Origin of the sequence: Nocardia sp. NRRL S-836 (assembly GCF_001279525.1) — a bacterium.
GTDB lineage: Bacteria > Actinomycetota > Actinomycetes > Mycobacteriales > Pseudonocardiaceae > Lentzea.
Genome location: NZ_LGDY01000047.1, coordinates 1 through 20728 on the forward strand (window position 1 = coordinate 1; position 20728 = coordinate 20728).

The 20728-nt window shown below is 66.9% G+C and carries 19 protein-coding genes and 6 pseudogenes; 8 read left to right on the forward strand and 17 right to left on the reverse strand.

The window, feature by feature from the left end; genetic code table 11:
• Positions 1–395: 395 nt before the first annotated feature.
• From ADL03_RS46590 to ADL03_RS06295, 8 genes and pseudogenes are all read right to left on the reverse strand, one after another.
• A pseudogene (locus ADL03_RS46590) lies at positions 396–524 on the reverse strand (IS701 family transposase); the annotation flags it as partial.
• A 71-nt stretch (positions 525–595) separates the two neighbouring features.
• Complete coding sequence (gene cmdF, locus ADL03_RS06265) at positions 596–2173, reverse strand: tyrosine 2,3-aminomutase (RefSeq protein WP_053732408.1); 1578 nt, start codon at positions 2171–2173, stop codon at positions 596–598.
• Positions 2170–3417: an APC family permease gene (locus tag ADL03_RS06270; RefSeq protein WP_053732409.1), complete on the reverse strand. Its 1248-nt coding sequence runs from the start codon at positions 3415–3417 to the stop codon at positions 2170–2172. The genes cmdF and ADL03_RS06270 overlap by 4 nt, the downstream gene beginning before the upstream one ends.
• Positions 3418–3716: 299 nt before the next feature.
• Positions 3717–4506 (reverse strand): annotated as a pseudogene (locus tag ADL03_RS06275) (IS5 family transposase).
• 115 nt (positions 4507–4621) lie between these two features.
• Positions 4622–5413 carry a helix-turn-helix transcriptional regulator gene (locus ADL03_RS06280; protein ID WP_157528112.1) on the reverse strand — a complete coding sequence of 264 codons (792 nt, stop codon included), beginning with the start codon at positions 5411–5413 and terminating at the stop codon, positions 4622–4624.
• Positions 5414–5428: 15 nt separating this feature from the next.
• A complete protein-coding gene (locus ADL03_RS06285; protein ID WP_157528115.1) occupies positions 5429–5848 on the reverse strand; it encodes a hypothetical protein in 420 nt (139 codons plus the stop codon).
• 33 nt (positions 5849–5881) lie between these two features.
• Complete coding sequence (locus ADL03_RS06290) at positions 5882–6301, reverse strand: Scr1 family TA system antitoxin-like transcriptional regulator (RefSeq protein ID WP_231641570.1); 420 nt, start codon at positions 6299–6301, stop codon at positions 5882–5884.
• Positions 6217–6501, reverse strand: a complete 285-nt coding sequence (locus tag ADL03_RS06295; protein ID WP_053732413.1) for a CBS domain-containing protein — start codon at positions 6499–6501, stop codon at positions 6217–6219. Before ADL03_RS06295 ends, ADL03_RS06290 begins: the two co-directional genes overlap by 85 nt.
• Positions 6502–7215: 714 nt before the next feature.
• On the opposite strand from ADL03_RS06295, the gene ADL03_RS06300 reads away from it, so the two are divergent.
• Positions 7216–7683: a hypothetical protein gene (locus ADL03_RS06300; protein WP_053732414.1), complete on the forward strand. Its 468-nt coding sequence runs from the start codon at positions 7216–7218 to the stop codon at positions 7681–7683.
• Here the strand turns inward: ADL03_RS06300 and ADL03_RS06305 are convergent.
• From ADL03_RS06305 to ADL03_RS06315, 3 genes are all read right to left on the reverse strand, one after another.
• On the reverse strand, positions 7666–9108 hold the full coding sequence (locus ADL03_RS06305; RefSeq protein WP_082372924.1) for an MFS transporter: 1443 nt from the start codon (positions 9106–9108) through the stop codon (positions 7666–7668). The two genes, ADL03_RS06300 and ADL03_RS06305, sit on opposite strands and share 18 nt — an antisense overlap.
• Before the next feature lie 171 nt (positions 9109–9279).
• On the reverse strand, positions 9280–10182 hold the full coding sequence (locus ADL03_RS06310; protein ID WP_053732416.1) for an NADP-dependent oxidoreductase: 903 nt from the start codon (positions 10180–10182) through the stop codon (positions 9280–9282).
• Positions 10183–10226: 44 nt separating this feature from the next.
• Positions 10227–11219, reverse strand: coding sequence for an alpha/beta hydrolase (locus ADL03_RS06315; protein WP_197288138.1), 993 nt, complete (start codon positions 11217–11219; stop codon positions 10227–10229).
• A gap of 120 nt (positions 11220–11339) precedes the next feature.
• Between ADL03_RS06315 and ADL03_RS06320 the strand changes: the two genes are divergently transcribed.
• The 4 genes from ADL03_RS06320 to ADL03_RS06335 all read left to right on the forward strand — a co-directional run bounded on the left by ADL03_RS06320 (position 11340) and on the right by ADL03_RS06335 (position 14481).
• Positions 11340–11954, forward strand: coding sequence for a TetR/AcrR family transcriptional regulator (locus tag ADL03_RS06320; RefSeq protein ID WP_053732417.1), 615 nt, complete (start codon positions 11340–11342; stop codon positions 11952–11954).
• A gap of 931 nt (positions 11955–12885) precedes the next feature.
• The gene (locus tag ADL03_RS06325) at positions 12886–13413 is read left to right on the forward strand and encodes an integrase core domain-containing protein (RefSeq protein ID WP_197288139.1); all 528 of its coding nucleotides are present in this window, start codon (positions 12886–12888) and stop codon (positions 13411–13413) included.
• A 268-nt stretch (positions 13414–13681) separates the two neighbouring features.
• A complete protein-coding gene (locus tag ADL03_RS06330; protein ID WP_197288140.1) occupies positions 13682–14188 on the forward strand; it encodes a helix-turn-helix domain-containing protein in 507 nt (168 codons plus the stop codon).
• 32 nt (positions 14189–14220) lie between these two features.
• Positions 14221–14481 (forward strand): transposase, encoded by a 261-nt coding sequence (locus ADL03_RS06335; RefSeq protein ID WP_053732418.1) that lies wholly within the window; start codon positions 14221–14223, stop codon positions 14479–14481.
• Between the two features lie 94 nt (positions 14482–14575).
• Here ADL03_RS06335 and ADL03_RS06340 read toward each other — a convergent pair whose 3' ends face one another.
• A complete protein-coding gene (locus ADL03_RS06340) occupies positions 14576–15175 on the reverse strand; it encodes a TetR/AcrR family transcriptional regulator (RefSeq protein ID WP_053732419.1) in 600 nt (199 codons plus the stop codon).
• Between the two features lie 117 nt (positions 15176–15292).
• On the opposite strand from ADL03_RS06340, the gene ADL03_RS06345 reads away from it, so the two are divergent.
• From ADL03_RS06345 to ADL03_RS49390, 3 genes and pseudogenes are all read left to right on the forward strand, one after another.
• A complete protein-coding gene (locus tag ADL03_RS06345) occupies positions 15293–16045 on the forward strand; it encodes an SDR family NAD(P)-dependent oxidoreductase (RefSeq protein WP_053732420.1) in 753 nt (250 codons plus the stop codon).
• A 95-nt stretch (positions 16046–16140) separates the two neighbouring features.
• Positions 16141–16899 (forward strand): SDR family oxidoreductase, encoded by a 759-nt coding sequence (locus tag ADL03_RS06350; protein ID WP_197288141.1) that lies wholly within the window; start codon positions 16141–16143, stop codon positions 16897–16899.
• A gap of 129 nt (positions 16900–17028) precedes the next feature.
• Positions 17029–17484: pseudogene (locus ADL03_RS49390) on the forward strand (transposase family protein); the annotation flags it as partial.
• On the opposite strand, the pseudogene ADL03_RS06355 reads toward ADL03_RS49390, so the two are convergent.
• The 5 genes and pseudogenes from ADL03_RS06355 to ADL03_RS06375 form a co-directional block, all read right to left on the reverse strand.
• A pseudogene (locus ADL03_RS06355) lies at positions 17484–17999 on the reverse strand (FAD-dependent monooxygenase); the annotation flags it as partial. The pseudogenes ADL03_RS49390 and ADL03_RS06355 sit on opposite strands and share 1 nt — an antisense overlap.
• Before the next feature lie 2 nt (positions 18000–18001).
• The gene (locus ADL03_RS06360; protein ID WP_053732423.1) at positions 18002–18352 is read right to left on the reverse strand and encodes a DoxX family protein; all 351 of its coding nucleotides are present in this window, start codon (positions 18350–18352) and stop codon (positions 18002–18004) included.
• Complete coding sequence (locus tag ADL03_RS06365; RefSeq protein WP_053732424.1) at positions 18349–18597, reverse strand: hypothetical protein; 249 nt, start codon at positions 18595–18597, stop codon at positions 18349–18351. The genes ADL03_RS06360 and ADL03_RS06365 overlap by 4 nt, the downstream gene beginning before the upstream one ends.
• 21 nt (positions 18598–18618) lie before the next feature.
• Positions 18619–19553 (reverse strand): annotated as a pseudogene (locus tag ADL03_RS06370) (fumarylacetoacetate hydrolase family protein).
• Positions 19550–20569: pseudogene (locus ADL03_RS06375) on the reverse strand (VOC family protein). Before ADL03_RS06375 ends, ADL03_RS06370 begins: the two co-directional pseudogenes overlap by 4 nt.
• Between the last annotated feature and the right edge of the window lie 159 nt (positions 20570–20728).

Genomic DNA, 20728 nt, shown 5'->3' on the forward strand with positions numbered 1-20728 from the left:
TGCTCGGCCAGCCGCCGGATCACCGGCTTGGATCAGACTCTCGATACAGCCGGACTGCGCGAGCCTTCAGCTCGTCGGGGTACTTCGTCGGTGCTGCCAGGGACCACTTCCTTCAGGTTTTATCGGACCATGCTTGAAAGTCTCCGAGCTGCCGGGGGAACCTCAGCGATCTCGACTTCGTCACCGCCGACGCCGTCGACTACCTTACCAACACCCCGAATACTGCAACGGCACTTATGTGAGTGGATAGTCTTGTCGTTTGTAGTGGCTGAGGCGGGCTTGGTGTTGACGTCGTCGACGCCAGCACGACCAAGCCCAGACGTGCTCGGCGCTGGCCGCGGGTCGCGGGATCAGGTTGATCAACAATCGTCGGCTCTCGGGTAACGTGAAGCCGATCATGCTTGTGCTGACGCTGGCTTCCCTTTTTCCACAAGGGATCGCGTGACTGCGAGCCAGGCGTGGGCGAGCATGGACAGGGTGATGTGGGCGTACCACGCCCGCCGGGAACGGATCTGGTAGTGGTCGCCTCGACGTCGACGATCAGCACGTGGTCCACCACCATCACGTGCTGATCGTCCCCGGGGTGTAAAGCCGATTAGTTGAGCTCCACCCCGACAGCGGACACGAACTCACCCGCCGCGACAGCAGCGGCGACGACCTCGATGTCGTCCGCCATGAACCGGTCCTCAGCCAAAGTAGGCACCAACGACCGGACCTTCGAGTACGTGGCCGCAGACTGCGGACTCAGCCCGGATCGCCGCTCCGCCACGTCCACGGCCTGCGCGGCCGCCAGGTACTGCACGGCGAGAATCCGGGTGTTGTTGGACAGCACGCGGCGGGCGTTGCGTGCCGAGATCAGGCCCATGCTGACGATGTCCTGGTTGTCCCCGTTGGACGGCACGCTTTGCGTGGACGCGGGGCCGATCGTCCTGTTCTCCGCGACCAGCGCCGTGGCCGGGTACTGCGCCCCGGCGAACCCGCTGTTCAGACCCGGATCGCCGGCGACGAGGAACTCCGGCAGGCCGTAGTTGAGGTGCCTGTTCAACAGCCGGTTCGTCTGCCGTTCGGACAGCACACCCAGCTGCGTCAACGCGATCGTCACGTAGTCCATGGCAAACGCGATCGGCTGGCCGTGGAAGTTGGCGCCGTGGAAGATCTCCCTGCCCTCGAAGAACAACGGGTTGTCGTTCGACGAGTTGAGCTCGATCTCCAGCTTGCGCACGGCGTCGTGCAACGTGTCCCGCACCGCGCCGGCCACCTGCGGGATGGCGCGCATGGTGTACGCCTTCTGCAGGTAGACCTCCGTGCGCTGCACGTCCTTGCCGTCGTGCTCCTCCTCCAGCTCGCGCCGCAGGTCGGCGTGCTCGACGGTCAACAAGCTGCCCGCGAGCAACGCCCGCAGGTTCGCGGCCGAGGCGATCTGGCCGGGGTGCGGGCGAGCGATGTCGTGACCCTCGGACAGGAACGGGCTGGTGGAGCCGCGCAACGCCTCGATCATCAGCGCGGTCACGATCTCCGCCTGCCGCACCTGTTCCAGTGCCCGCGCCACGACCAGCGAGCCGAGGCCGGTCATCGCGGACGTGCCGTTTATCAGTGCCAGACCCTCCTTGAAGCGCAGCTCCAGCGGCTTGATGCCCTTGGCCCGCAACACCTCCGCGGTCGACACGGGCTTGCCGTCGCGCAGCACGTAGCCCTCACCGATGACCGTGCTCGCCACGTGGGCGAGCGGCGCGAGGTCACCGCTCGCGCCGAGCGAGCCGATCTCCGGGATGGCGGGCGTGATGTCGGAGTTGAGGTACAACGCCAAGCGCTGCAGCACTTCCGGCCGCACCGCCGAATACCCCTTTGCCAGCGCGTTCAGCCGTGCCGCGACGATCGCGCGTGCCTCGTCGACGGCGAACAGCGGGCCGACGCCCGCGCTGTGGCTGCGCACCAGGTTCGTCTGCAGTTCCACCTCCTTCGCCACGTCGACGCGCATGTAGATCATTTCGCCGTAGCCGGTGGTCACGCCGTAGATCGGGATGTTCTGCCGGGCGATGTCCTCGAACATCGCGCGGCTCTTGGCCGCCTTCGCGAGCGCGGCCGGTGCGACCGCGCACTCCTGCCCCAGCTCCGCGACGGCACGGATGCCCGCGATGTCGAGGTGCTCACCGTCGAACTCGACCAGACTCAACTGATTCCCCTTCTCAGTGTGGTTGCGAGCAGCAGCACGGCGAGCGGGTACAGCAACGCCCACCCGCCGAACGGCAGCACCAGCAGGCACCCCAGAAACGCGACCACGGCGCAGACACGGCCGATGTCGTCGGGTGGCAGCACCTTCACAGCGGCCGCGGTGCCCGCCAGGTACAGCACGAGGAACGTGGCGCTCGGCCACCCCAGCAGTTCCCCGAGATCAGGTCGCAGCAGTGCGTCCACGAGCAGCACCAGCGCGAAGAAGACTCCCAGGCACGCCAACGCGACCCACGGCGTGCGGTGCCGGGAGTGTAACCGCGCCAACGCTTTCGGTAGCTCGCCCACGCGCGCCTGGGCGTACAGAAGGCGGGAGAAGCCCGCGATATTCGTGTGCACGGCCACGAACGCGCACGCCAGCGCGAACACCGCCGTCGCCACCCCCGCCGTCCGGCCGAACGCGGACGCGGCGACCACGCTCATCGGCGCCAGCCCGTTGCCCTGCAGGTACGCGCCGGTGCCTATGGTCACGAACGCCGCCGCGCAGTACAGCACCGAGAGCACTACCGACGCGATGCCCATGCTGAGCGGCAGATCGCGTCCGGGGCGGCGGAAGTCCTCCGCCAGATGCACGACCATCTCGAACCCGATGTAGGACCAGAAGATCAGCAGAGCGGCCGCTCCGACCGCCACCCACCCGTTCGGCACAAACGGCGTCAGGAACCGGGACCGCACATCGGGCAGTCCGGCGACGGAGATCGCCGCGATCACCGCACCCACGGCGGCCACAGCCCCAGTTTGCACCGCCGCGGACGCCTTCAGCCCCCGCAGGTTGAGCCACAGCGACACGAACAACAGCACCAGGGCCAACACCGAGGCGGCAGCGTCAGGCAGGCCGAAGTACGACGTCACGTAATGCGCGCCGACCAGCGCGATCACCGGCACGGACAGCGGCACCGAGGCGAGGAACCACCAGCCGCAAACACGGGCGGACCGAGGCCCGAAGGCGTGCGAGACGTAGGCGACGATGCCTCCGGCGTCCGGGATGCGCGCCCCGGCCCGGCCCAGCGCCACTGCTAACACCAGCCCGAACAACGACATGGCCCCCCACGCGACGAGCGCGGCCGGTCCCGCGGTCCGTGCGGTCAACGCCGGCAGCACCAGCACACTCGGTCCGAGCACCGCGCCGACGGCGAGCGCGGTCCCGGCGGACACGGTCAAGTGCCGGTGCAGGCCGGTTTCCCCCATGAAAGATTCCACCCCGATGAGATAGCAGTGCGTGATTTCCCCGCTGCACACCGTAACCACATCAAGGCTGGTTCGTCGAGGTTCCAACCGGAACTTGCTCCGGTCCGCAGTTCGACCTGGGCTAGTACCAACGCCACGTAGTCAGCGGCGTGGGCTTGCTGTCAAGGCGGTTGAAACAGGCAACGGAGCTCCTGCTAGAACAGGCCGCCCCACGCACAAACTCGATCGACAGTCGTGCACTTGGTCGTGGCGCTCCAAGAGAGCGGGCACCACGCCGGTCTCCCCGTGGCACTTAGTGATCAGTTCAAAATGAGTTTGCGCAGGAAGATGATCGAGCAGGCAAGGCTGAGCATGGCCTGATGGACGTCGGCTCGTCGTTCGGTGCGGATGTGGAGTCGTCGGAAGCCTGTGAGCCAGGCGAAGGTGCGTTCGACCGGCCAGCGGACTGTGCCCAGGCCGGAGCCGTGGTCGACGCCCCGGCGGGCGATGACGGGTGTGATGCCGCGGGCGCGGACCAGGCGGCGGTACTTGTCGTGGTCGTGGCCGCGGTCGGCGTAGATCCGCCGGGGCCGGCGACGCGGTTTGCCGACCACGCCGCGGATCGGCGGGATCGCGTCGATGAGCGGGATCAGCTGGGTGACGCCGTTGCGGTGCCCGCCGGTCAGCGTGACGGTCAGCGGGATACCGTTCGCGTCGGTGATCAGGTGGTGCTTGGAACCGGGTTTGCGGCGGTCGACCGGGCTCGGTCCGGTGTGGGCCCCCCTTTGAGGGCGCGCAGGTGGGTGGAGTCGACCAGGGCTGCGGACAAGTCCAGTAGCCCCGCGGCGCGCAGTTCGGCGAGCAGCCGCTGCCAGACGCCGGCCTCGTGCCATTCGGTCAACCGCCGCCAGCACGTCGAACCCGACGCGCCGAACAAGGCGGTGGGCAGCCGGTTCCAGCCGATGCCCGTGCGCATTGTGCAGAGAATGCCTTCCAGCGCGGCACGGTCGTCGGCACGTCTGCGACCTGGGTAGCGGAAGCGCCTTGGGGACATCGGATCAACGGTTCCAGCAGAGCCCGCAGCTCGTCGGTCAAGACCTCCTCACGCACGTCGTGATCTTGGAATGTCCTGTCCCACAGGCAAAGCCGACACGCCAGCTCATTTTGAACTGGTTACTTAGAGCCGTGCGGCCGCCTCAGCGATGAGGTTCATCGATTCGCCTTCCTACAACGCCAACGTCGACAACGCGCAGAAACGTTCCGCGACTCGCGCCACCAGGGGCTGGTCCTCAACGTATTCAGAACGCAGGAACGTCTCGATGTAGACCACGTCGTCGTGCTGCCGGCGCGGGAAGCTCAGCCACGTGAACGGGCAGCCCATGGCGGGATAGGCACCTGCCAGATCCGATAGCACACGCACGCTCACATCCGGCCGCTCGCTCACCTCCATGAGGTGCAGTAGCTGTGCCCTCATCACACGTCGACCGCCCACGGCTCTGCGCAGCACTGCCTCCGGGAACACCGCCTCGACGATGAGCGGGTCATTGTCCAGCCGCGTTGTCCACACCTCCCGCAAGCATGACAGGGGTGCGGCCTTCGTCGGATCATCCTGTTGAGCCGTCGCGGCCGTGTACTCGGCGAGCTGGAAGACACTGGGCACGGTGTCAGTGGTGAACGTCCGCAGCCGCGATGCTTCAGCAGCGAGAAGCGGGAGGTCCTCCGCCGGATCGAGGGTGATCGGCTCCGGCCACATGCCTGTTCTCCTACTCGCGGCATGTTGTGCGCGGACCATCACGACTTGCCACTCAGGCGTGGGCACCTTGTAGACGTACCCCGATGCCATGATGTCGACGGGTGCTGAAGGCTGCGCCGCGTTCTCCATCATGGACAGCTTGGCGCTGCTGAAGCCCACCCGCTGACCGCCCTCCGTGAGGCTCAGACCGCGTTCGTTTCGCCATCCGGCCAGCAGCCGTCCTACAGCTCGCTCAAGCGTGGTGGCGCGAAAATCCTTTGGCATAGTGGGCTTTCCGTCTCAGTGCTCGGCTTCGCCCGGCGCGGACTCGTCCACGTCAAGTGGGTTCTGCTTCGTTGCAGCGGCATACAGCCCGGCCTTGAGCGCGTCTTCTCTCCGCTGCAGCAGTCGGACCTGATCCAGCAGGAACACACCGAGGGCCATGAGAACCACGAAGAGGGCACAGGTCGCCCAGTTCCGGTCTGCCACCGCCCACAGGAATCCTGCCGTGCCGCCAACCACGAGCACGGCGAGGATCACCAATACCGACGGCACAGGAAGGTGACTCGGTCCGAACCGGACGAGTTGGTCGACCTCGAACTGGATCTGCCGACTGAGTTTGCGTCCCTGATGTCGTCCCTCCTCCATCGCTTCGTTTAGCTGCAGTGCCACGGCCCGGACGGCGGTGGCTTCCAGCTCGCGTGTCTCACCCTCGTTCATCACGGTGTTCGCTCTCTTCTCGGTGTGGCGGGCTCATGAAGGTGGGAAGGAGTTGTCCTCTTCCCTGTGCTGCGCTTCTCTGGTCTCGTTGATCTCCTGTAGGCGGGCAATCAGCTCCATCGACCTGTCTTCGTCCAAGCTGACGGCGCCGAGTGCTTTGACGACCGCCTCGTAGCCCTCGACCGCGCGCTCTTCCTCGACGAACAGGCTGGAGTTCTCCGCCTCCAGCCACACCAACGTCTGAAACTTCGGGAAGGTGAGCTGCGTGAACGGTCCTGCGATCCCCGCATGTGCGCGCGCCGCAGCGGGCACGATCAGTATGTTGATCGCCTTCCAGTTCGCGATGCGCATGAGGTGTTGCAGCTGAGCTACGTGCTCCTGGCATTCGCCAACTTGAAGGTCGAGGGCGAGTTCGTGGATGTAGAAGGTGCACTCAACACCGTTACGGAACACATCATGTCCACAATGGACACCCTGCTACCGGTGACCGACACGGACCACCGGTGCGAGATCTCGACCTCGACGATCCAGTCGGCCCGGCTGATCGACCTGAGCAGGCCGCGCCGCCTCACGATGCCCACCAGGCCGCCCTCCCGCACCACCGGGACACCGCGGACGACGTGCTCGAACATCAGGTCCGAAACCTCCGACATGTCTCACTACGTCTATAGCAGTTGCCGATCGGGCCATCCGCGCAAAGTCAAGTACAAACCGCTCTGTACTCAACAATATCGCGGACGACCAGTTAGACGATCTTGGAAGCCGCCTGCTGGGGAAGTCATACCTTCAGGGTAGGGCTCCACCATGACTCCGACTTGCTTAATTTGGCTGGCCCAAGACGCGGACACACCGCGACGCACAGATCGACGGATCTGGGATCACGTAAGTGTCTTTCGTTCGTGCTGGTCGGCGCGTTCGTATCGTGCGAGGGTGGTTTCCACCCGAGGGCCTGCCAGTGGGAGTGCTGCTCATCGGTCCGTTTGTCCAAGGACCGCACCCCGCTGCGGCTGGCCGAACTGCTCGGGCAGACGATCGGCGGCTTCCAGGCACCGCGCCAGGGCTCACTGATCCATTCGACTCGTCGTCCGCCGAGCCGACCATGATGAACAGCTTGCTTTAAGGCGTTCGGGTGAAGCCCGCCCGTACGCGCTCCGCTGCCCGCCGCCGACTCGGCAGGATGTCGTGCAAGGGGGTGGGCGATGTCCGACGCTGGCTGCTCCGCGCCGGGCTCCGGGCCTTGGCGCGAGCTGCTCTCATCGATTGCGCATTGCTGCGAACCTTTCGCTTGCCGCGACGGCGAGTCGTGAGTCCGAAAGGAAGTCATGCGTTCACTGGTGCCTCGTTCAAGACGCGGGCGGGTTGCCGTCGTGGTGGCGGTTGTCGTGGTGGTGGCCGGTGCCAGTGTCGGGATCGCCGCAGCGGTCGGGACCGGGTGGGGATGGCTCGCGGCCGGGACGGGGGCGATCGCGGCCGGGTTGCTCAAGGACTCGCTCAAGTCCGGGTCGACGGCGGCGTACCAGCACATCACCAACCCGCTCGTGGTCACCGTCGAGGTGCCCGCCGAGCAGATGGTGGTGGACCGGTCCACCAGTGAGCACATCCCCGTCAGCGGACACGAGGTGACGGTGCTGGTGCAGACCCGCAGCAGCCAGGCCGTGGTGTTGCGCGACCTGCGTGTCGTGGTCGAGCGGCGGTACCCACCCGGTCCGGACCTGGCGACCGTCGCGGCGTCGACCGGTTGCCGGAGGTCGGTAATGGAATCTCCGGTGAACAGCACGGTGTTTCCTGGACGGAGGGTGATGGTCATGTACGTGTTCCTAAGGTTCGTTTGGTGAGTTCACCGCGGCTGAGTCGACCGGCAGCGGGAGGGGACCGCTTCGGAAGAGAAGCGCGGCCAGGACGGCGCTGCTCAGGAAGATCGCTGCTGCGATCCAGAAGACGAGGTGGTAGCCGGCGAGGGTCGCCTCGGTAATCGTCGTCGGCTGTGCCGCAGTCGCGGCGTGGGTCGAGAGGTACTTCGCGGTCGCCGTCGTGGCGAGTGAACTGAACACCGCCGTCCCGATGGAACCACCGATCTGCTGGGCGGTGGTCACCATGGCGGACGCCACTCCCGCATCGTGCGACCGGACTCCGCTGGTCGCGGCGTTCTGCACCGGACCGAAGATCAGTCCGAATCCGATGCCCGTGACGAGCAGGGCCGGCAGCACGGCTCCGGCGTAGCTGGAATCAGCGTGGATGCCGGTGAGTATCGCCATGCCGATCGCGGACAGGACACAGCCGGCCGGGACAAGCGGCCGGGGGCCGGTGCGCGGCAGGAGCACCGCACCGGAGAAGACCGCTCCCGTCATCACCGAACCGATCATCGGGAGAAACGCCATTCCGGTCTGCAGCGGGGTGAATCCCAGCGTGATCGCCAGGTAGTAGGTGAGGAACAGGAAGACGGCGAACATCCCGATCCCGGAAATCCCGAGTGACAAGTACGCCGTCCCGCGGACACGGTCCAGGATCACCCGCAGCGGCAGCAATGGGTGCTTGGTACGGCGTTCGATCAGCACGAAGACTGCGACGAGCGCGACGCCCGCGATCACCGGGCCGATCGTCCAGATGTCGTTCCAGCCGCGCGTTTCAGCAGTGCCCAGGCCGTAGACGATGCCGATCAGGCCGAGCACCACCGTGACCGTGCCCGCGATGTCGGGCCGGACCCGCTCCGGTCGATCGCCATCGTGGAGGAAGGCCATGCCGCCGACGAAGGCGACCGCTGCGAAGATCAGGTTCACGTAGAGGCACCACCGCCACGACAGACCCTGGGTGAGGACGCCGCCCAGCAGCAGCCCGAGTGCCCCACCGGCACCCGAGATCGCGCCGAAGATCCCGAACGCGCGGCCGCGTTCCTTCGCGTCGTCGGCGAACGTGACCGACAGCAGCGACAACGCCGCTGGTGCGAGCATCGCGGCGAACACACCCTGGGCGATCCGTGCGGCCAGCAGCATCCCGAAGTCCCCGGCGGCACCGCCGAACGCCGACGCGACAGCGAATCCGCCGACGCCGATGAGGAACAGCCGCTTGCGTCCGAAGAAGTCCGACACCCGGCCGCCGAGCAGCAGGAGGCTCCCGAACGCGAGTGCGTACCCGGTCAGCACCCACTGCCGGTAGTCAGCGGGAAATCCCAAGTCGCGCTGTGCGGTCGGCAGTGCGATGTTCACGATGGTGGAATCCAGGATGTCCATCAACTGGGCGACACTGAGGACGACGAGGGCCATCCACCGGCTCTTCGAGGGCGCGTTCCGGGGATCCGATCGGGCGGACGCGGTCGTTGACAAGCCAGGATTCACAACGGCCTTTCGCAGAGATTCGTGTTCATGGCGCGATGATCCAGGCCGCCTGACTGTCCTTTTGCGACCTGGGTTTTCGAGCTGAAGACGCGGGCGGCGTCAGTCGACGAGCAGCACGAGTTTTCCGCGCACGAGACCCGCCTCGCCGACGCGATGCGCCTGCGCCACCTCGGTCAGGGGAAACGTTCGCCCGACGGGGAGTGAGAATCGGCCGGACTCGATCAGCTCGCCGATCTGGGCGATGACGGAGAGCGCACGACCCGCGTCACCTCGACTGAACCGCACCCCGTGGCGCTGGGCTCCAGCGAAGTCAGCAAGGGTGATCACCTGCTCCGGACCACCGGCGAGTGCGATGAGTTCCGGCAGGACGCCGCTCCCGGCCACGTCGAGCGCGAGGTCGACCCCGTCGGGAGTGAGTGCACGGACCCGCTCCACCATCCCGGGGCCGTAGGCGACGGGTTCGGCACCAAGCGAGCGCAGGAAATCGTGGGTGGCCGGGCTGCCGGTGCCGATCACGCGTGCGCCCCGGACCACGGCAAGCTGGACGGCGGCGCTGCCGACGCTTCCGGAGGCGCCGTTGATGAACACCGTGACGCCGCCGGCGACGCCCAGCTGGTCGAGGACACGTGTCGCCGTCTCGATCGCGGCCGGGAGCGCGGCGGCCTCGGCGAAACCGAGCGACGGCGGGATGGGGGCGTAGCAGGACAGCACCGTCAGTTCCGCCTGAGCACCACTGACGGCGGATAACCCGAACACGCGGTCACCGACGGTGACACCGGTGACACCCGTACCGAGCTCGTCGACAATGCCCGCCGCTTCGTGGCCCATGATCTGCGGGAGCTCCTGGTCCATCAGACCCTGACGCTTCTTCCAGTCGCTCGCGTTGACCCCGGCGGCGCGCACCGCGATCCGCACCTCACCGCGACCCGGATGTGGATCCGGGAGGTCCACGATCTGGAGGACCTCCGGGCCCCCGAACTGGCTGAACCCGACCGCCTTCATGAGTCCCTCTTCTCTCGAACGGTTGCTGCCGGAGCGCGGTGCCGTCAGGCGCCGTGCTTGTCGAGGCCGTGCTTGTCGAGGCCGTGCTTGTCGAGGCCGTGCTTGTCGAGGCCGTGCTTGTCAAGGAAGTGACGCTGTTCGGCCGTGGCCTCCCGGTCCTCCGGGGTGTCGCCTCCGAATCCGCCGTGCGGCATGGCCTCGAACACGTGCAGTTCGGCCTCCACGCCAGCGCCGCGCAGGGCGCGGTGCATGCGGACGGTGTTGGAGAGGAACAGGTCGCGGGTGCCGCTCCGCAGGAACGTGGGCGGGAAGCCGGACAGGTCACCCAGGACCGGGGAGAGATACGGATCCCGCAGGTCGGCCCCTGCCGCGTAGAGGGCGTTGGTCGCTTGCAAGCTGCGGAGCACGTTGTCCACGCCGGCCAGAGTCTGGAAGGTGTCGCCCGCCTCGGTGAGGTCGACCTGCGGACTGTTGAGGACCAGGGCCGCGGGCATCGGCAGCCCGGCGTCCTTGACACGCAGCAGGAGGGCCGCGGCGATGTTCCCGCCCGCGGAGTCGCCTCCGACGAACACCCGCGACGGACCGCGGTCCCGCAACAGGCGCCGGTACACAGCGATCGCGTCGTCAACCGCGGCGGGGTACGGATGCAGTGGTGGCAGCCGGTAGTCCAGGCCCCACGTGAGCACTCCCATGGACAACGCGGTCCTGGCCGTCGTCGTGCGGCACGCGTCCCCGCCGCCGACCAGGAGCCCTCCGGGGTGCATCCAGAGGAAGACCGGCTCGTCCGCCTTCTCCTCGACTCTGTGGGGCCGCGCAGTGTACACCGTGGCGCCGTCCACGTCGAGATCCTCGACGCGGACCGGCAGTTCGACGACCGGGAACCGCCGGACCGTGGACCGATTCGCCTGCTCGGCCATCGCCAGCCACGCCCCGGTGTCCCCGGCGGCCGGATAGGACAGCTCACCGCCCTCGACGGCGAGCCAGGCCCGCGCCTGCTCACTGACCGTGCACGGAGCGGGGAACGTTCGCTCGCTCATGACTCGACCCCCTCGATCGACGCGACTCGCTGGGGTGGCGTCGACAATGGTGTTGCACGAAGTTGGACAGAGCACTAGATTAACTTACTAAATTTAGTCGCACAAGAGAGAGTGGGACGGATGCCCAGAACCAGCGAGCGCGGCGGACCGCGGACGCGCGCACGGATCCTGGAGGTCGCGAACCGGTTGTTCTTCGAGCGAGGGTACGAAGCCGTCACCGTCGCCGAGATCGCGCGGGAGGCCGGCGTCTCGAGCGTGACGGTCTTCAACCACTTCCCACGCAAGGAGGACCTCTTCATGGACCGCGCGACCGACGCAACCGATCTGCTGCGCTCGACTGTCCGCGACCGCGCGCTGGGCGTTGACGTACTGACGTCCCTGCGGGATACGAGCCTCCACCTCGTCAACACTCGACACCCGCTCTCCGGCGTCTCCGACCGCTCCGTGCCGTTCTTCCGGACCGTCGCGGAGTCCCCCGCACTTGTCGCACGCGCGCGAGCCATCGCATACGAACTCCAGGAAACGCTGGCCGAGGAACTCGAACGCGACCCGGTCTTCAAGGGCGACGGAAGATTGCTCGCCGCGTTCTTCGTCGCCGGCTACAGCGCGATGCTGGTGGAGACCGCACGCCGCTGCATCGCAGGCGAACCGACGAACACCATCGTGCAGGACCACGGCGTGCGTCTCGAGCGGCTGTTCACCGCGCTGCGCGACGGACTCGGCCCCGCATCGTAAGGGCGCACACCCGCGCCATACGCCGCAGATGCGGGCGTCGACGGCGAACGTGCCCGATTTTCGGTCGGATGGTCGTGCTTGCGAGGAGCACGCGCGACCTGCAGCTCCGTCGAGGAGCACAGCACGCAACGCCGGATGCGTGGTCATCCGTCCACCTCCGGGTCAGCGACCACCAGAACACACGACGGTGCCCTTCGCCACACCAGCCTCACGCAACGTCACCGACGGGACCCAACGGCACCGTTGTGCCGTCGGCCAGCTTCTCCAGCCGCTCATTCGGATGGACCCGAAACCGGGCCTCGAACCCGGCCGACGTACGCACCATGACCGTGTACGCCTTTTACGACGACGCTCGCGCTGCGCCTGATCGATGCCCTCATCGAGATCGACATCGACCACCGTGGTCTGTCCCTCGGCACTCATGGTGCACTCCCTCCGTGACCCGTGAGCGGGTCTCGTCAGGTAGTCGAGATACACCTCCAGCTTGTAATCGCTCCGCCTGCTTGGTAAGCAAACGGGGCGATTACAAGCCGCCCCGACAGTTGGTCGCCTACTCAGACCTGGGTGGGACCGCTCGGTCCCGCTACAGCCCGTCAATCCGGAGAAGAAAGCCCGATCCGGCACTCAACCACGAGACTGCCGACGTAAAGTCGCTGGTCAGCCCTGTTCCCATCCTTTGGTAGTCCCACCGAGGATTCGAACCTGGGCAGATACTGCCGAGCCTTCAACGAGGATGTCCCGCAGCGTTGCGCCCTCCGGTTTACCGGCTCGCGAGCGAAGCATGCCCCGTCCAACCCCCGCTGGCCCTGTCCCGACACACGCCGGAACACCTCCAGACGACCGGAGCTCGAGGAGCACGACGACCTGGTCGGCCTTCCTCCGCTCACAGGCCGATGCTCTACTGGCCTGCGACTTCTTCGAGACCTATACGTTGAGCGGCACCCGCCTGTACGTGCCCGCGGTCATCGAGCACGCCAGCCGCCGAAGCAGGGTTCTGGGCGCTACCGCGCACCCGACCGCGTCCTGGGTCACCCAAGCCGCCAGAAACCTCGTCATGGATCTCGAAGACGAGGGCCAACACGCGCGATTCCTGATCCGCGACCACGACGGCAAGTTTCCCGCCCTGTTCGACGCCGTCCTCGCCGACGCGGGCATCAAGGTCGTCCTCAGCGGCATCCGGATACCACGCATGAACGCGATCATGGAACGCTGGATTCACAGCTGCCGTCGCGAACTTCTCGACCGCACCCTCATCTGGAACCGACCACACCTACTCCACGCCCTGCGCGAATACGAGGAGTACTACAACACCCACCGCCTCCACCAAGGCATCGCCAACGCCAGCCCACGGCGCACACTGCCACCAGCCGTCACCGACCAAGCGACCCTCACCCGACTCGGCACCTGCCAACGGCAACGACTGGGCGACATCCTCAACGAATACCACCACGCCGCCTGACCTGCACGAACGACATTTTCGGCAAGCACAGGGCGCGCCATGGGCGTTTATGCCAGGCGGCATCACCGACACGTCTGCGGGCGAGCAGAAGATCTGTGGGCGACCACCCGACCCGGTGACGGGATCTGGAGCAAAACACGTGACCCTATTTCGCCCAGATCGGGGCCGTGCTCCAGTTTTGCTCCAGTTGGGGATACCATCGTCCACTTGGGACAGATAAGCAAGATCGCCCACTGAACCTGTGTGCGCAGGTCAGTGGGCGATTCGCATGTCGTATCAAATTGTGGAGGTTAGGGGTCCTTACTCGAACACAAAAGACCAGGTCGGGACCCTGGAAGAGCTCCGCGAGAAGCTCCCCAGCCTCGACACACCCGAGCCGCCGTCGATCAAACGCGACCGCCCCGGCCGCGCCCGGCAACTCGGCACCGAGCAAGTCGAGCAGCTGATTGCCGACTACCGGTCCGGTGCGACGGTCTACGAACTCGGCGACCGGTTCGGCATCGAACGGCGAACGGTCAGCAACATCCTTCACCGGTACGGTGTGCCGATGCGTCGGCGCGGCCTCTCGCCCGACCAGGTCGACGATGCCGTCCACCTCTACAACCTTGGCTGGTCCCTGGCGCGAGTCGGCGATCACCTGGGCGTCAACCACACAACTGTGCTGAACAAGCTGCGCGAACGTGGCATCCCCACCCGCGACACCCACGGGCGTACGCGCGTCGAGGCAGGTGACCCTCGATCCGGCCCACAGCCAAATTGTTCCGTACCGGGTTGATGGAGACCATCAAGCCTGGATGATGAGGAGCGATGGCCCCACCGAAGAAGTACCCAGACGAGCTGCGTGAGCGGGCGACCCGGATGGCCGTGGAGGCGCGCCTGGACCCGGTGTCCGCGACTGGGGCGATCAAGCGGATCGCCGAGCAGCTCGGGATCCACCCCGAGGCGCTGCGGACCTGGGTCAAGCGCGCGGAGATCGACGCCGGGGACCGGCCGGGCACCACGAGCAGCGATGCGGAGCGGCTCGCGCAGCTGGAGCGGGAGAACCGTGAGCTGCGGCGGGCGAATTAGATCTTGAGGTCAGCGGCCAGTTTCTTCGCGGCGGAGCTGGACCGTCCGCAGCGATGAAGGTCGCGTTCGTCGACTCCCATCTGGTCGTGCCCGGTCACGCCCGCAAGCCGTTGATCACGGTGTCGACCGCAGCCAGGGCCGCCTTCCTGTCGAGACCTGCCCTCGATACGAGCGAGAGGCCTTGGACGACGTACAGCAGCAGCTGGGCCTGGGCATCGGGACGGGCGCTGTCGGTGACTTCCCCAGCGGCCTGTGCGCGGCGCAGTGCGTCGGCGACGATGTCGGTGAACCGGCGATACGAGCGGGCGACCACTTCCGTGGCTTCGCTGTCGTGCGGCACGAGTTCGGCGGTCGTGTTGCCGACGAGGCAGCCGTGCGGCGCCCCCACGTCGGAGATCAGTTCGTCCAGGCGCGCCGGATGGCTGAGGATCTCGCGAAGCGCCGGTAGGAGCGGGGTGGTGCCAAGCGCGGCGGTCAAGCGCCGTTCATACACGTCCCAGTAAAGCCTGACGGCGTCGAGGTAGAAACTGCGCTTGTCCCCGAATGTTCCGTAGAGGCTGCCGCGCTCGACGGCCAGTGCGTCGACCAGGTCTTGGATCGACGTAGCCCCGTATCCCCGGGACCAGAACAGTTCGAGAGCGCGCTCCAGCGCCTTGTCCTTGTCGAACTCGCGAGGGCGTCCGGTACGTGCCACGTCTCCGACTCTACGACTTCTTGACAGTCCGTTCAAGAAGTCGTAGCGTCCGTCGTACGACTTCTTGAACGAATACACAGAAGTCGATGGGACACTGTCGACACGAAGGGCGAAGCAATGGAATTGGCAGGCAGGACGGCACTGGTCACCGGGTCCGGCGCAGTCGGCGGACTCGGGCACGCAACAGCCAGGGCCCTGGCCGCACAGGGAGCCGATGTGATCGTCACCGGCACCGATCCCGAGCGCGGCGCCACGGTCGTGGACGACCTTCGCGCGGCCGGTGGTGGATCCGCTGCCGGGACGGTGCGCTTCGTCGCAGCCGACCTGGCCGACGCCGCGGCCGTGCGAAAACTGGTCGAGGACGCCGGAGCAGTAGACATCTTGATCAACAATGCGAGCGTCATGACGTTCAGTCCGACTACCGAGCAGGACATCGCAAGCTACGACGCCGCCTTCGCGGTCAATGTGCGTGCGGCGTTCCTGCTCACCGCGCTCGTCGCGCCGAAGATGGCCGCCAATGGCGGCGGCAGCATCGTCAATGTGAGCTCCACCGCGGCCGGCCTCGGCATGCCGGGCATGGCTGTCTACGGCGCCACCAAGGCGGCGGTCGAATCGCTGACTCGCACCTGGGCGGCGGAGTTCGCCCCGGCGAACGTGCGGGTCAACGCCGTCGTTCCGGGCCCGATGCGCACCTCGAAGGTGGTCGCGGCGATGGGGCCGGATATGGGTGGCATGGGCCTGACCACCGCGCTCAAGCGCACCTCCGACCCGACCGAAGTGGCACACGTGATCGCTTTTCTCGCTGGCGACCGATCCAGTTACGTGACCGGGGCGACCGTGGCCGCTGACGGTGGCCGAACCGCGATCTGAGCCGAGACCGGCTGCCCACCGAACGGTGCGCCGCACTGACCGGGACAGCCCGTCAGCGTTTCGAACCCCGCGCCTCGTTGGCGCCAAATAAGGAGATGAATTCATTGGGTCGTCTTGACGGAAAGCACGCACTCATCACAGGGGGAACGAGCGGCATCGGCCTCGAAACAGCCCGTGAGTTCCTCGCCGAGGGAGGGTCCGTCGCGATCACCGGCCGCTCGCGGGAAAGGCTGGACGAGGCCGCCCGACAACTGGAGGGGCCGCTGCTGACCATCGTCAGCGACGCCGGCGACGTACCTGGCCAAGCCGCGCTCGCAGCGAGGCTGCACGCGGAATGGCCCAAACTCGACATCCTGATGAGCAACGCCGCCGACGTCACTCATCTCCCGATTGAGGAATGGAGCGAGGAGACGTTCGACAGACTCGTCACCACGAACCTCAAGTCGCCGTTCTTCCTCATCAGAGACCTGCTGCCACTCTTCTCAACGCAATCCTCGGTCATCCTCGTCGGTTCGGTCTCCGCCTTCATCGGACACGAGAACGCGACCGTCTACGGCGCGGCCAAGGCAGGACTGCTGTCCTATACCCGCGGACTGACCTACGAATTGAAGGACCGGGGCATCCGCGTCAACGGACTAAGCCCAGGCCCGACCATCACCAATACATTCGCGCCACTCGGCCCCGAGCGCCAAGCCGCCATCTACGAGGAACTCCGCCGGACCGTGCCCCTCCACCGCCTGGGAACGGCCACCGAACTGGCGAAGGCAGCCGTCTATCTCGCCTCGGACGAGTCCGCCTACACGGCCGGCACCGTACTACGCGTCGACGGCGGCATCGGAGAGCTCGCCTACTAATTTCGCGCCTTCACGAGGTGGGTTGTCCGATGCTTGATCGAATAAGCGGAGAGTACTTCTGACCTGCAACGATGCGCCTTGCTAAAGGTTGTCCCGTAACGGCGTCGGGTCAAGATCGATGATCATGGCGTGGAGCAGGTGATCAGCGCGGATCGGCCGGAGTGGGTGCCGGTGTTCACCGGCCTGCCGGTGCGAACGTTTCGGAAGCTGGTGCGGGTCGTGGCCGCTCGGGGTGGTGAGCAGACCGGCACCGGTCGGCGGTGGAGCTTGTCGCTGGCAGATCGGGTGTTGCTTGTGGCGGTGTACTACCGCACAAACCTGACGTTCCGGCAGGTCGCGCTGCTGTTCGGGATCTCCAAGTCGGCCGCGAACCGCGTGGTGGATCATCTGGCGCCGCTGCTGGCGCTCTCGCCGGTGACCCGCAAGCACAGCCCGGACACGGTCTTGATCGTGGACGGCACGCTGGTGCCCACTCACGACCGGAGCACCTCCGCCTCCAGCAAGAACTATCGGTACTCGGTGAACATGCAGGTGGTCATCGACGCCAACACCCGTCTGGTCGTCGCGGTCGGCGAACCCACGCCGATCGCCGACCTGATGAGGCTGTTGGCGCCGTCGCAGTCCAGCACGTAGTCCGCGTGGGTCGTCTCCCGCGCACCGGTGCCGCGGTCGGTCACTTCGACCTGTACGCCGGTCCTGTCCTGCCGGATACCGGTGACCTCGGTGTTGCCGCGCAGGGTGACCGCGTCGATCGTCGCCAGGTGGGCACGGAGCAGGTGTTCCAGGTCGGGCTGGTCGAACATGTTCGCCTCCGGGTAGCCGTAGCGCCCGGCGCACGGGGACCGGTGGAACTCGGCCAGCACCCGCAGGTCCGGGTCGAGCAGCCGCAGCCCGTGGCAGGGCCACGAGATGGCGGCGAACTCCCCGGCCAGCCCGAGGCGCCCGGGGATGCGGTGCACCTCGTCGTCCAGGTGCACCGCACGGGGCTGCGGGTAGACCGACGCCCACCGCTCGAGCACCAGGCACTCGACACTGTGTCGGCCGAGCAGCGCCGCGGCGGTCAGCCCGGTCGGGCCCGCGCCGACGATGACGACGGGCACCTTCACGGCGACACCCCGAGGGCCACGAGGTAGCCGGCGACGAGCGCCGCGCAGACCAGCGCCGGCACGAGGTCGCGGCCTCGGTCCCGGTTGCGCACGTGCGTGATAAGGGCGCCCGCGAGCAGGAGGAGCAGGCCGACACCGGCCAGGAAGCCGAGCACCGGCACGACCAAGCCGAGCAGGAGCCCGGCGGCTCCAGCAATCTCCAGCGCGCCGATGACGCGGTAGGCGCCGACGGAGAACCCGGCGTGCGTAGCACGTTCCCGCATGGGCGCAAGCGCGAACAGCTTGGCCGCGCCGAAGAGGAGGAAGACGAACGCCACGAGGACGGCCAGCACGGTCAAGGCGGTCATGAGTTTCCTTGGAATGTCAGGCGGAAGGGAACGGTGTAGCGGGAAAGGGTGGCTGTCACCCTTGTTTTGTCCACTTCGGACATGAGCGTGACGATGGCGACCACGGTTCCGTCTTCGATCACCGCGTCGACGGTCACCCCGTTGAACGGGGCGAGCGCCTCGGCGATCGCTCGGCGGGTGGCGTCGGCGCGCAGGGTGAGCTTGTAGGGCTTGCCGATATCGGTCACGGGCAGCGCGTCGAGCACGGTGATGGCCTTCGGCGTCGGTCATCGCTGGTACCGCACGACCGTGCGCTGGGTGCCGAGATCGAGGGCGCCGTCGTCGGTGGTGACCGTCGCTTCGACGACGTCGCCATCGGCCAGGTACTTCGGGTTTTTCGCCTGGCGCTTAAAGAACAGCTTCCACTTCAGTGCCGGCGGCAGCAGCGCGGCGATCTTCTCGAAGACCTTCGGCGGTGCGGACAGCGCGGTGCCGGCCGGGGTCCCGGTCAGCACCAGATCGCCGGGATCCAGCCGCTGGAACCGCGTCAAGGACCGCAGGGCTTCGAGCGGACGGTAGATCATGTCCTCGCCTACCACCGAGTTCTGGCGCACCGAACCGTTGACCGAAAGCCGCAGCCGAAGGTCGGCGAACCGCTTCAGCTCGTCGGCGTCCAGGAGCACGAGGGCAGGCCCGACCGGGGTGAACGTCGGGTACGACTTGGCCTCGTAGAACTGGGTCTGGGGCAACTGGATGTCGCGGGCTGACACGTCATTGGTCACCACCAGACCCGCGACGTACTCGCCCACGGTGGCGATCTCGCTGCCGACCGGGATCTCGCGGCCGATGACCAGCCCGATCTCCACCTCGTAGTCGAGCAGCGTCACGTGCGCCGGCCGGACGACGTCATCGAACGGGCCGCTGATCGCCCCGGACGCCTTGCGGAAGAACGTCAACGGCACGGTCTTCGGATCCATCCCGGCATCGGTGACGTGCGAGGCGAAGTTGGTCATCTGGGCGACCACGCGGCAGGGCGCGGTGACCGGGGAGACCAGGTCGAGCGAGGCCACCGGCACGGTGTCCGAGGAGCTGGCCGCGGCGGTGATCGCCGTACGGTCATCGAGCAGGTCGGCGGTGGTCGTCGCGGCCGTGGGAATCTTCGCCGCCCCGACGGGGTGGCGGCGTACCAGGCGTCGGCGGTACGCAGGACGGTCAGGCTCATGAGCGAATCACTTTCAGCAGGTCCAGCAAGCGACGGGCGTCGAATTCGTTGTCTTCGCGCAGCGCGGAGAACACCGCACGTAGTTCGCGTAGGGACTCCTTGCTGGGCTTGACGTCGAGGAAATCGGCGGTGGCGGGCGGCCCCCACTGGGCCAGCCCGGAGGCGGTCAACGGCGCCCAGCCGGGTTCCAGGGTGTTGTCGAACAGGTCGCCGTCGCTGAAGTGCTCGACCAGGAACCCGTCCGGATCACGCCAGTAGTCGAACAGCTGGCTGCCCTCGACGTGCCGCCCGATGCCCCACGAGTGGTGGTAGCGGTGCTCGCGCAGGTACTCCCCGCCCGCGGCCAGCGCGTCGAGGTCGGCGACCTGGTAAGCCGAGTGCACGTACCGGTTGGCCGGGCCGAGCACCATGGCCAACGTGTGCCGGTGCAACCGGGGTGGCACCCCGGTCGCATCGGATGAAGCTCATCACCGGTCCGCGCTCGCGCTGCCCCGGGTAGTACATGAAGTCGCTGACGATTAGGCCCAGGTATTCCAGGTATCAGTCCAGCGCCTCGCGGTAGCGGGTCGTCTGCAGCACAACGTGCCCGAGCCGCTGCGCCAGCGCCGGGGCCCGAGGCGGGCGTTGCGTGGCGTTGACTCGCCGGACCTCGTGGCCGAGGTTGAGCACGTGCGGGTCCTGCGGCGGCAGGGCGGGCAGCTCGTGGGTGTCCGAGACGACCCGGACGCGCAGGCCGCTCGGGTCGGGCAGGTCGACGACGACACCGCCCAGTGTGTCGGGCAGCCTGGCGACCGGCCGTCCGGTGGCTTCCGCCAGCCGCAGGACGTCGCCTGGGGTCGCGGCCAGGAACGCCGGCCCGAGGAATTTCGACCGAGGACCTTGCGGATGAGCACGCACGGCGCGCCGGCATCGGTGCCCCGCAGCTGCAGCTCGTGCCTGGTGCTGAGCACGGTCGTGAACCCGAAGGCCCTCCGCTGCGAAGCCCTCGACCACATCCCGATCTTGGAGAGGCCCATGTGCGTCAAGTCCTCACAACCTACGAAGACCACCACAACAGACACCGGCCTATACCCAGCCCGTGACCAACTACCACCCGAAGCTCAGCAGCACCCTCACTGCGGCACACGACCTTGATACCCACAGCCTGCACCGGTGAACGGCTACCGGGCCTGGTT

Coding starts and splice junctions, on each gene's coding strand:
- ADL03_RS06345 (WP_053732420.1), top strand. CDS start 15,293: ATGGAATTGGCAGGCAGGACGGCACTGGTCACCGGGTCCGGCGCAGTC.
- ADL03_RS06310 (WP_053732416.1), bottom strand. CDS start 10,182: ATGAAGGCGGTCGGGTTCAGCCAGTTCGGGGGCCCGGAGGTCCTCCAG.
- ADL03_RS06315 (WP_197288138.1), bottom strand. CDS start 11,219: ATGAGCGAGCGAACGTTCCCCGCTCCGTGCACGGTCAGTGAGCAGGCG.
- ADL03_RS06350 (WP_197288141.1), top strand. CDS start 16,141: ATGAATTCATTGGGTCGTCTTGACGGAAAGCACGCACTCATCACAGGG.
- ADL03_RS06295 (WP_053732413.1), bottom strand. CDS start 6,501: ATGTCGGAGGTTTCGGACCTGATGTTCGAGCACGTCGTCCGCGGTGTC.
- ADL03_RS06360 (WP_053732423.1), bottom strand. CDS start 18,352: ATGACCGCCTTGACCGTGCTGGCCGTCCTCGTGGCGTTCGTCTTCCTC.
- ADL03_RS06335 (WP_053732418.1), top strand. CDS start 14,221: ATGGCCCCACCGAAGAAGTACCCAGACGAGCTGCGTGAGCGGGCGACC.
- ADL03_RS06320 (WP_053732417.1), top strand. CDS start 11,340: ATGCCCAGAACCAGCGAGCGCGGCGGACCGCGGACGCGCGCACGGATC.
- ADL03_RS06270 (WP_053732409.1), bottom strand. CDS start 3,417: ATGGGGGAAACCGGCCTGCACCGGCACTTGACCGTGTCCGCCGGGACC.
- ADL03_RS06285 (WP_157528115.1), bottom strand. CDS start 5,848: ATGAACGAGGGTGAGACACGCGAGCTGGAAGCCACCGCCGTCCGGGCC.
- ADL03_RS06305 (WP_082372924.1), bottom strand. CDS start 9,108: ATGGCCCTCGTCGTCCTCAGTGTCGCCCAGTTGATGGACATCCTGGAT.
- ADL03_RS06330 (WP_197288140.1), top strand. CDS start 13,682: ATGTCGTATCAAATTGTGGAGGTTAGGGGTCCTTACTCGAACACAAAA.
- ADL03_RS06280 (WP_157528112.1), bottom strand. CDS start 5,413: ATGCCAAAGGATTTTCGCGCCACCACGCTTGAGCGAGCTGTAGGACGG.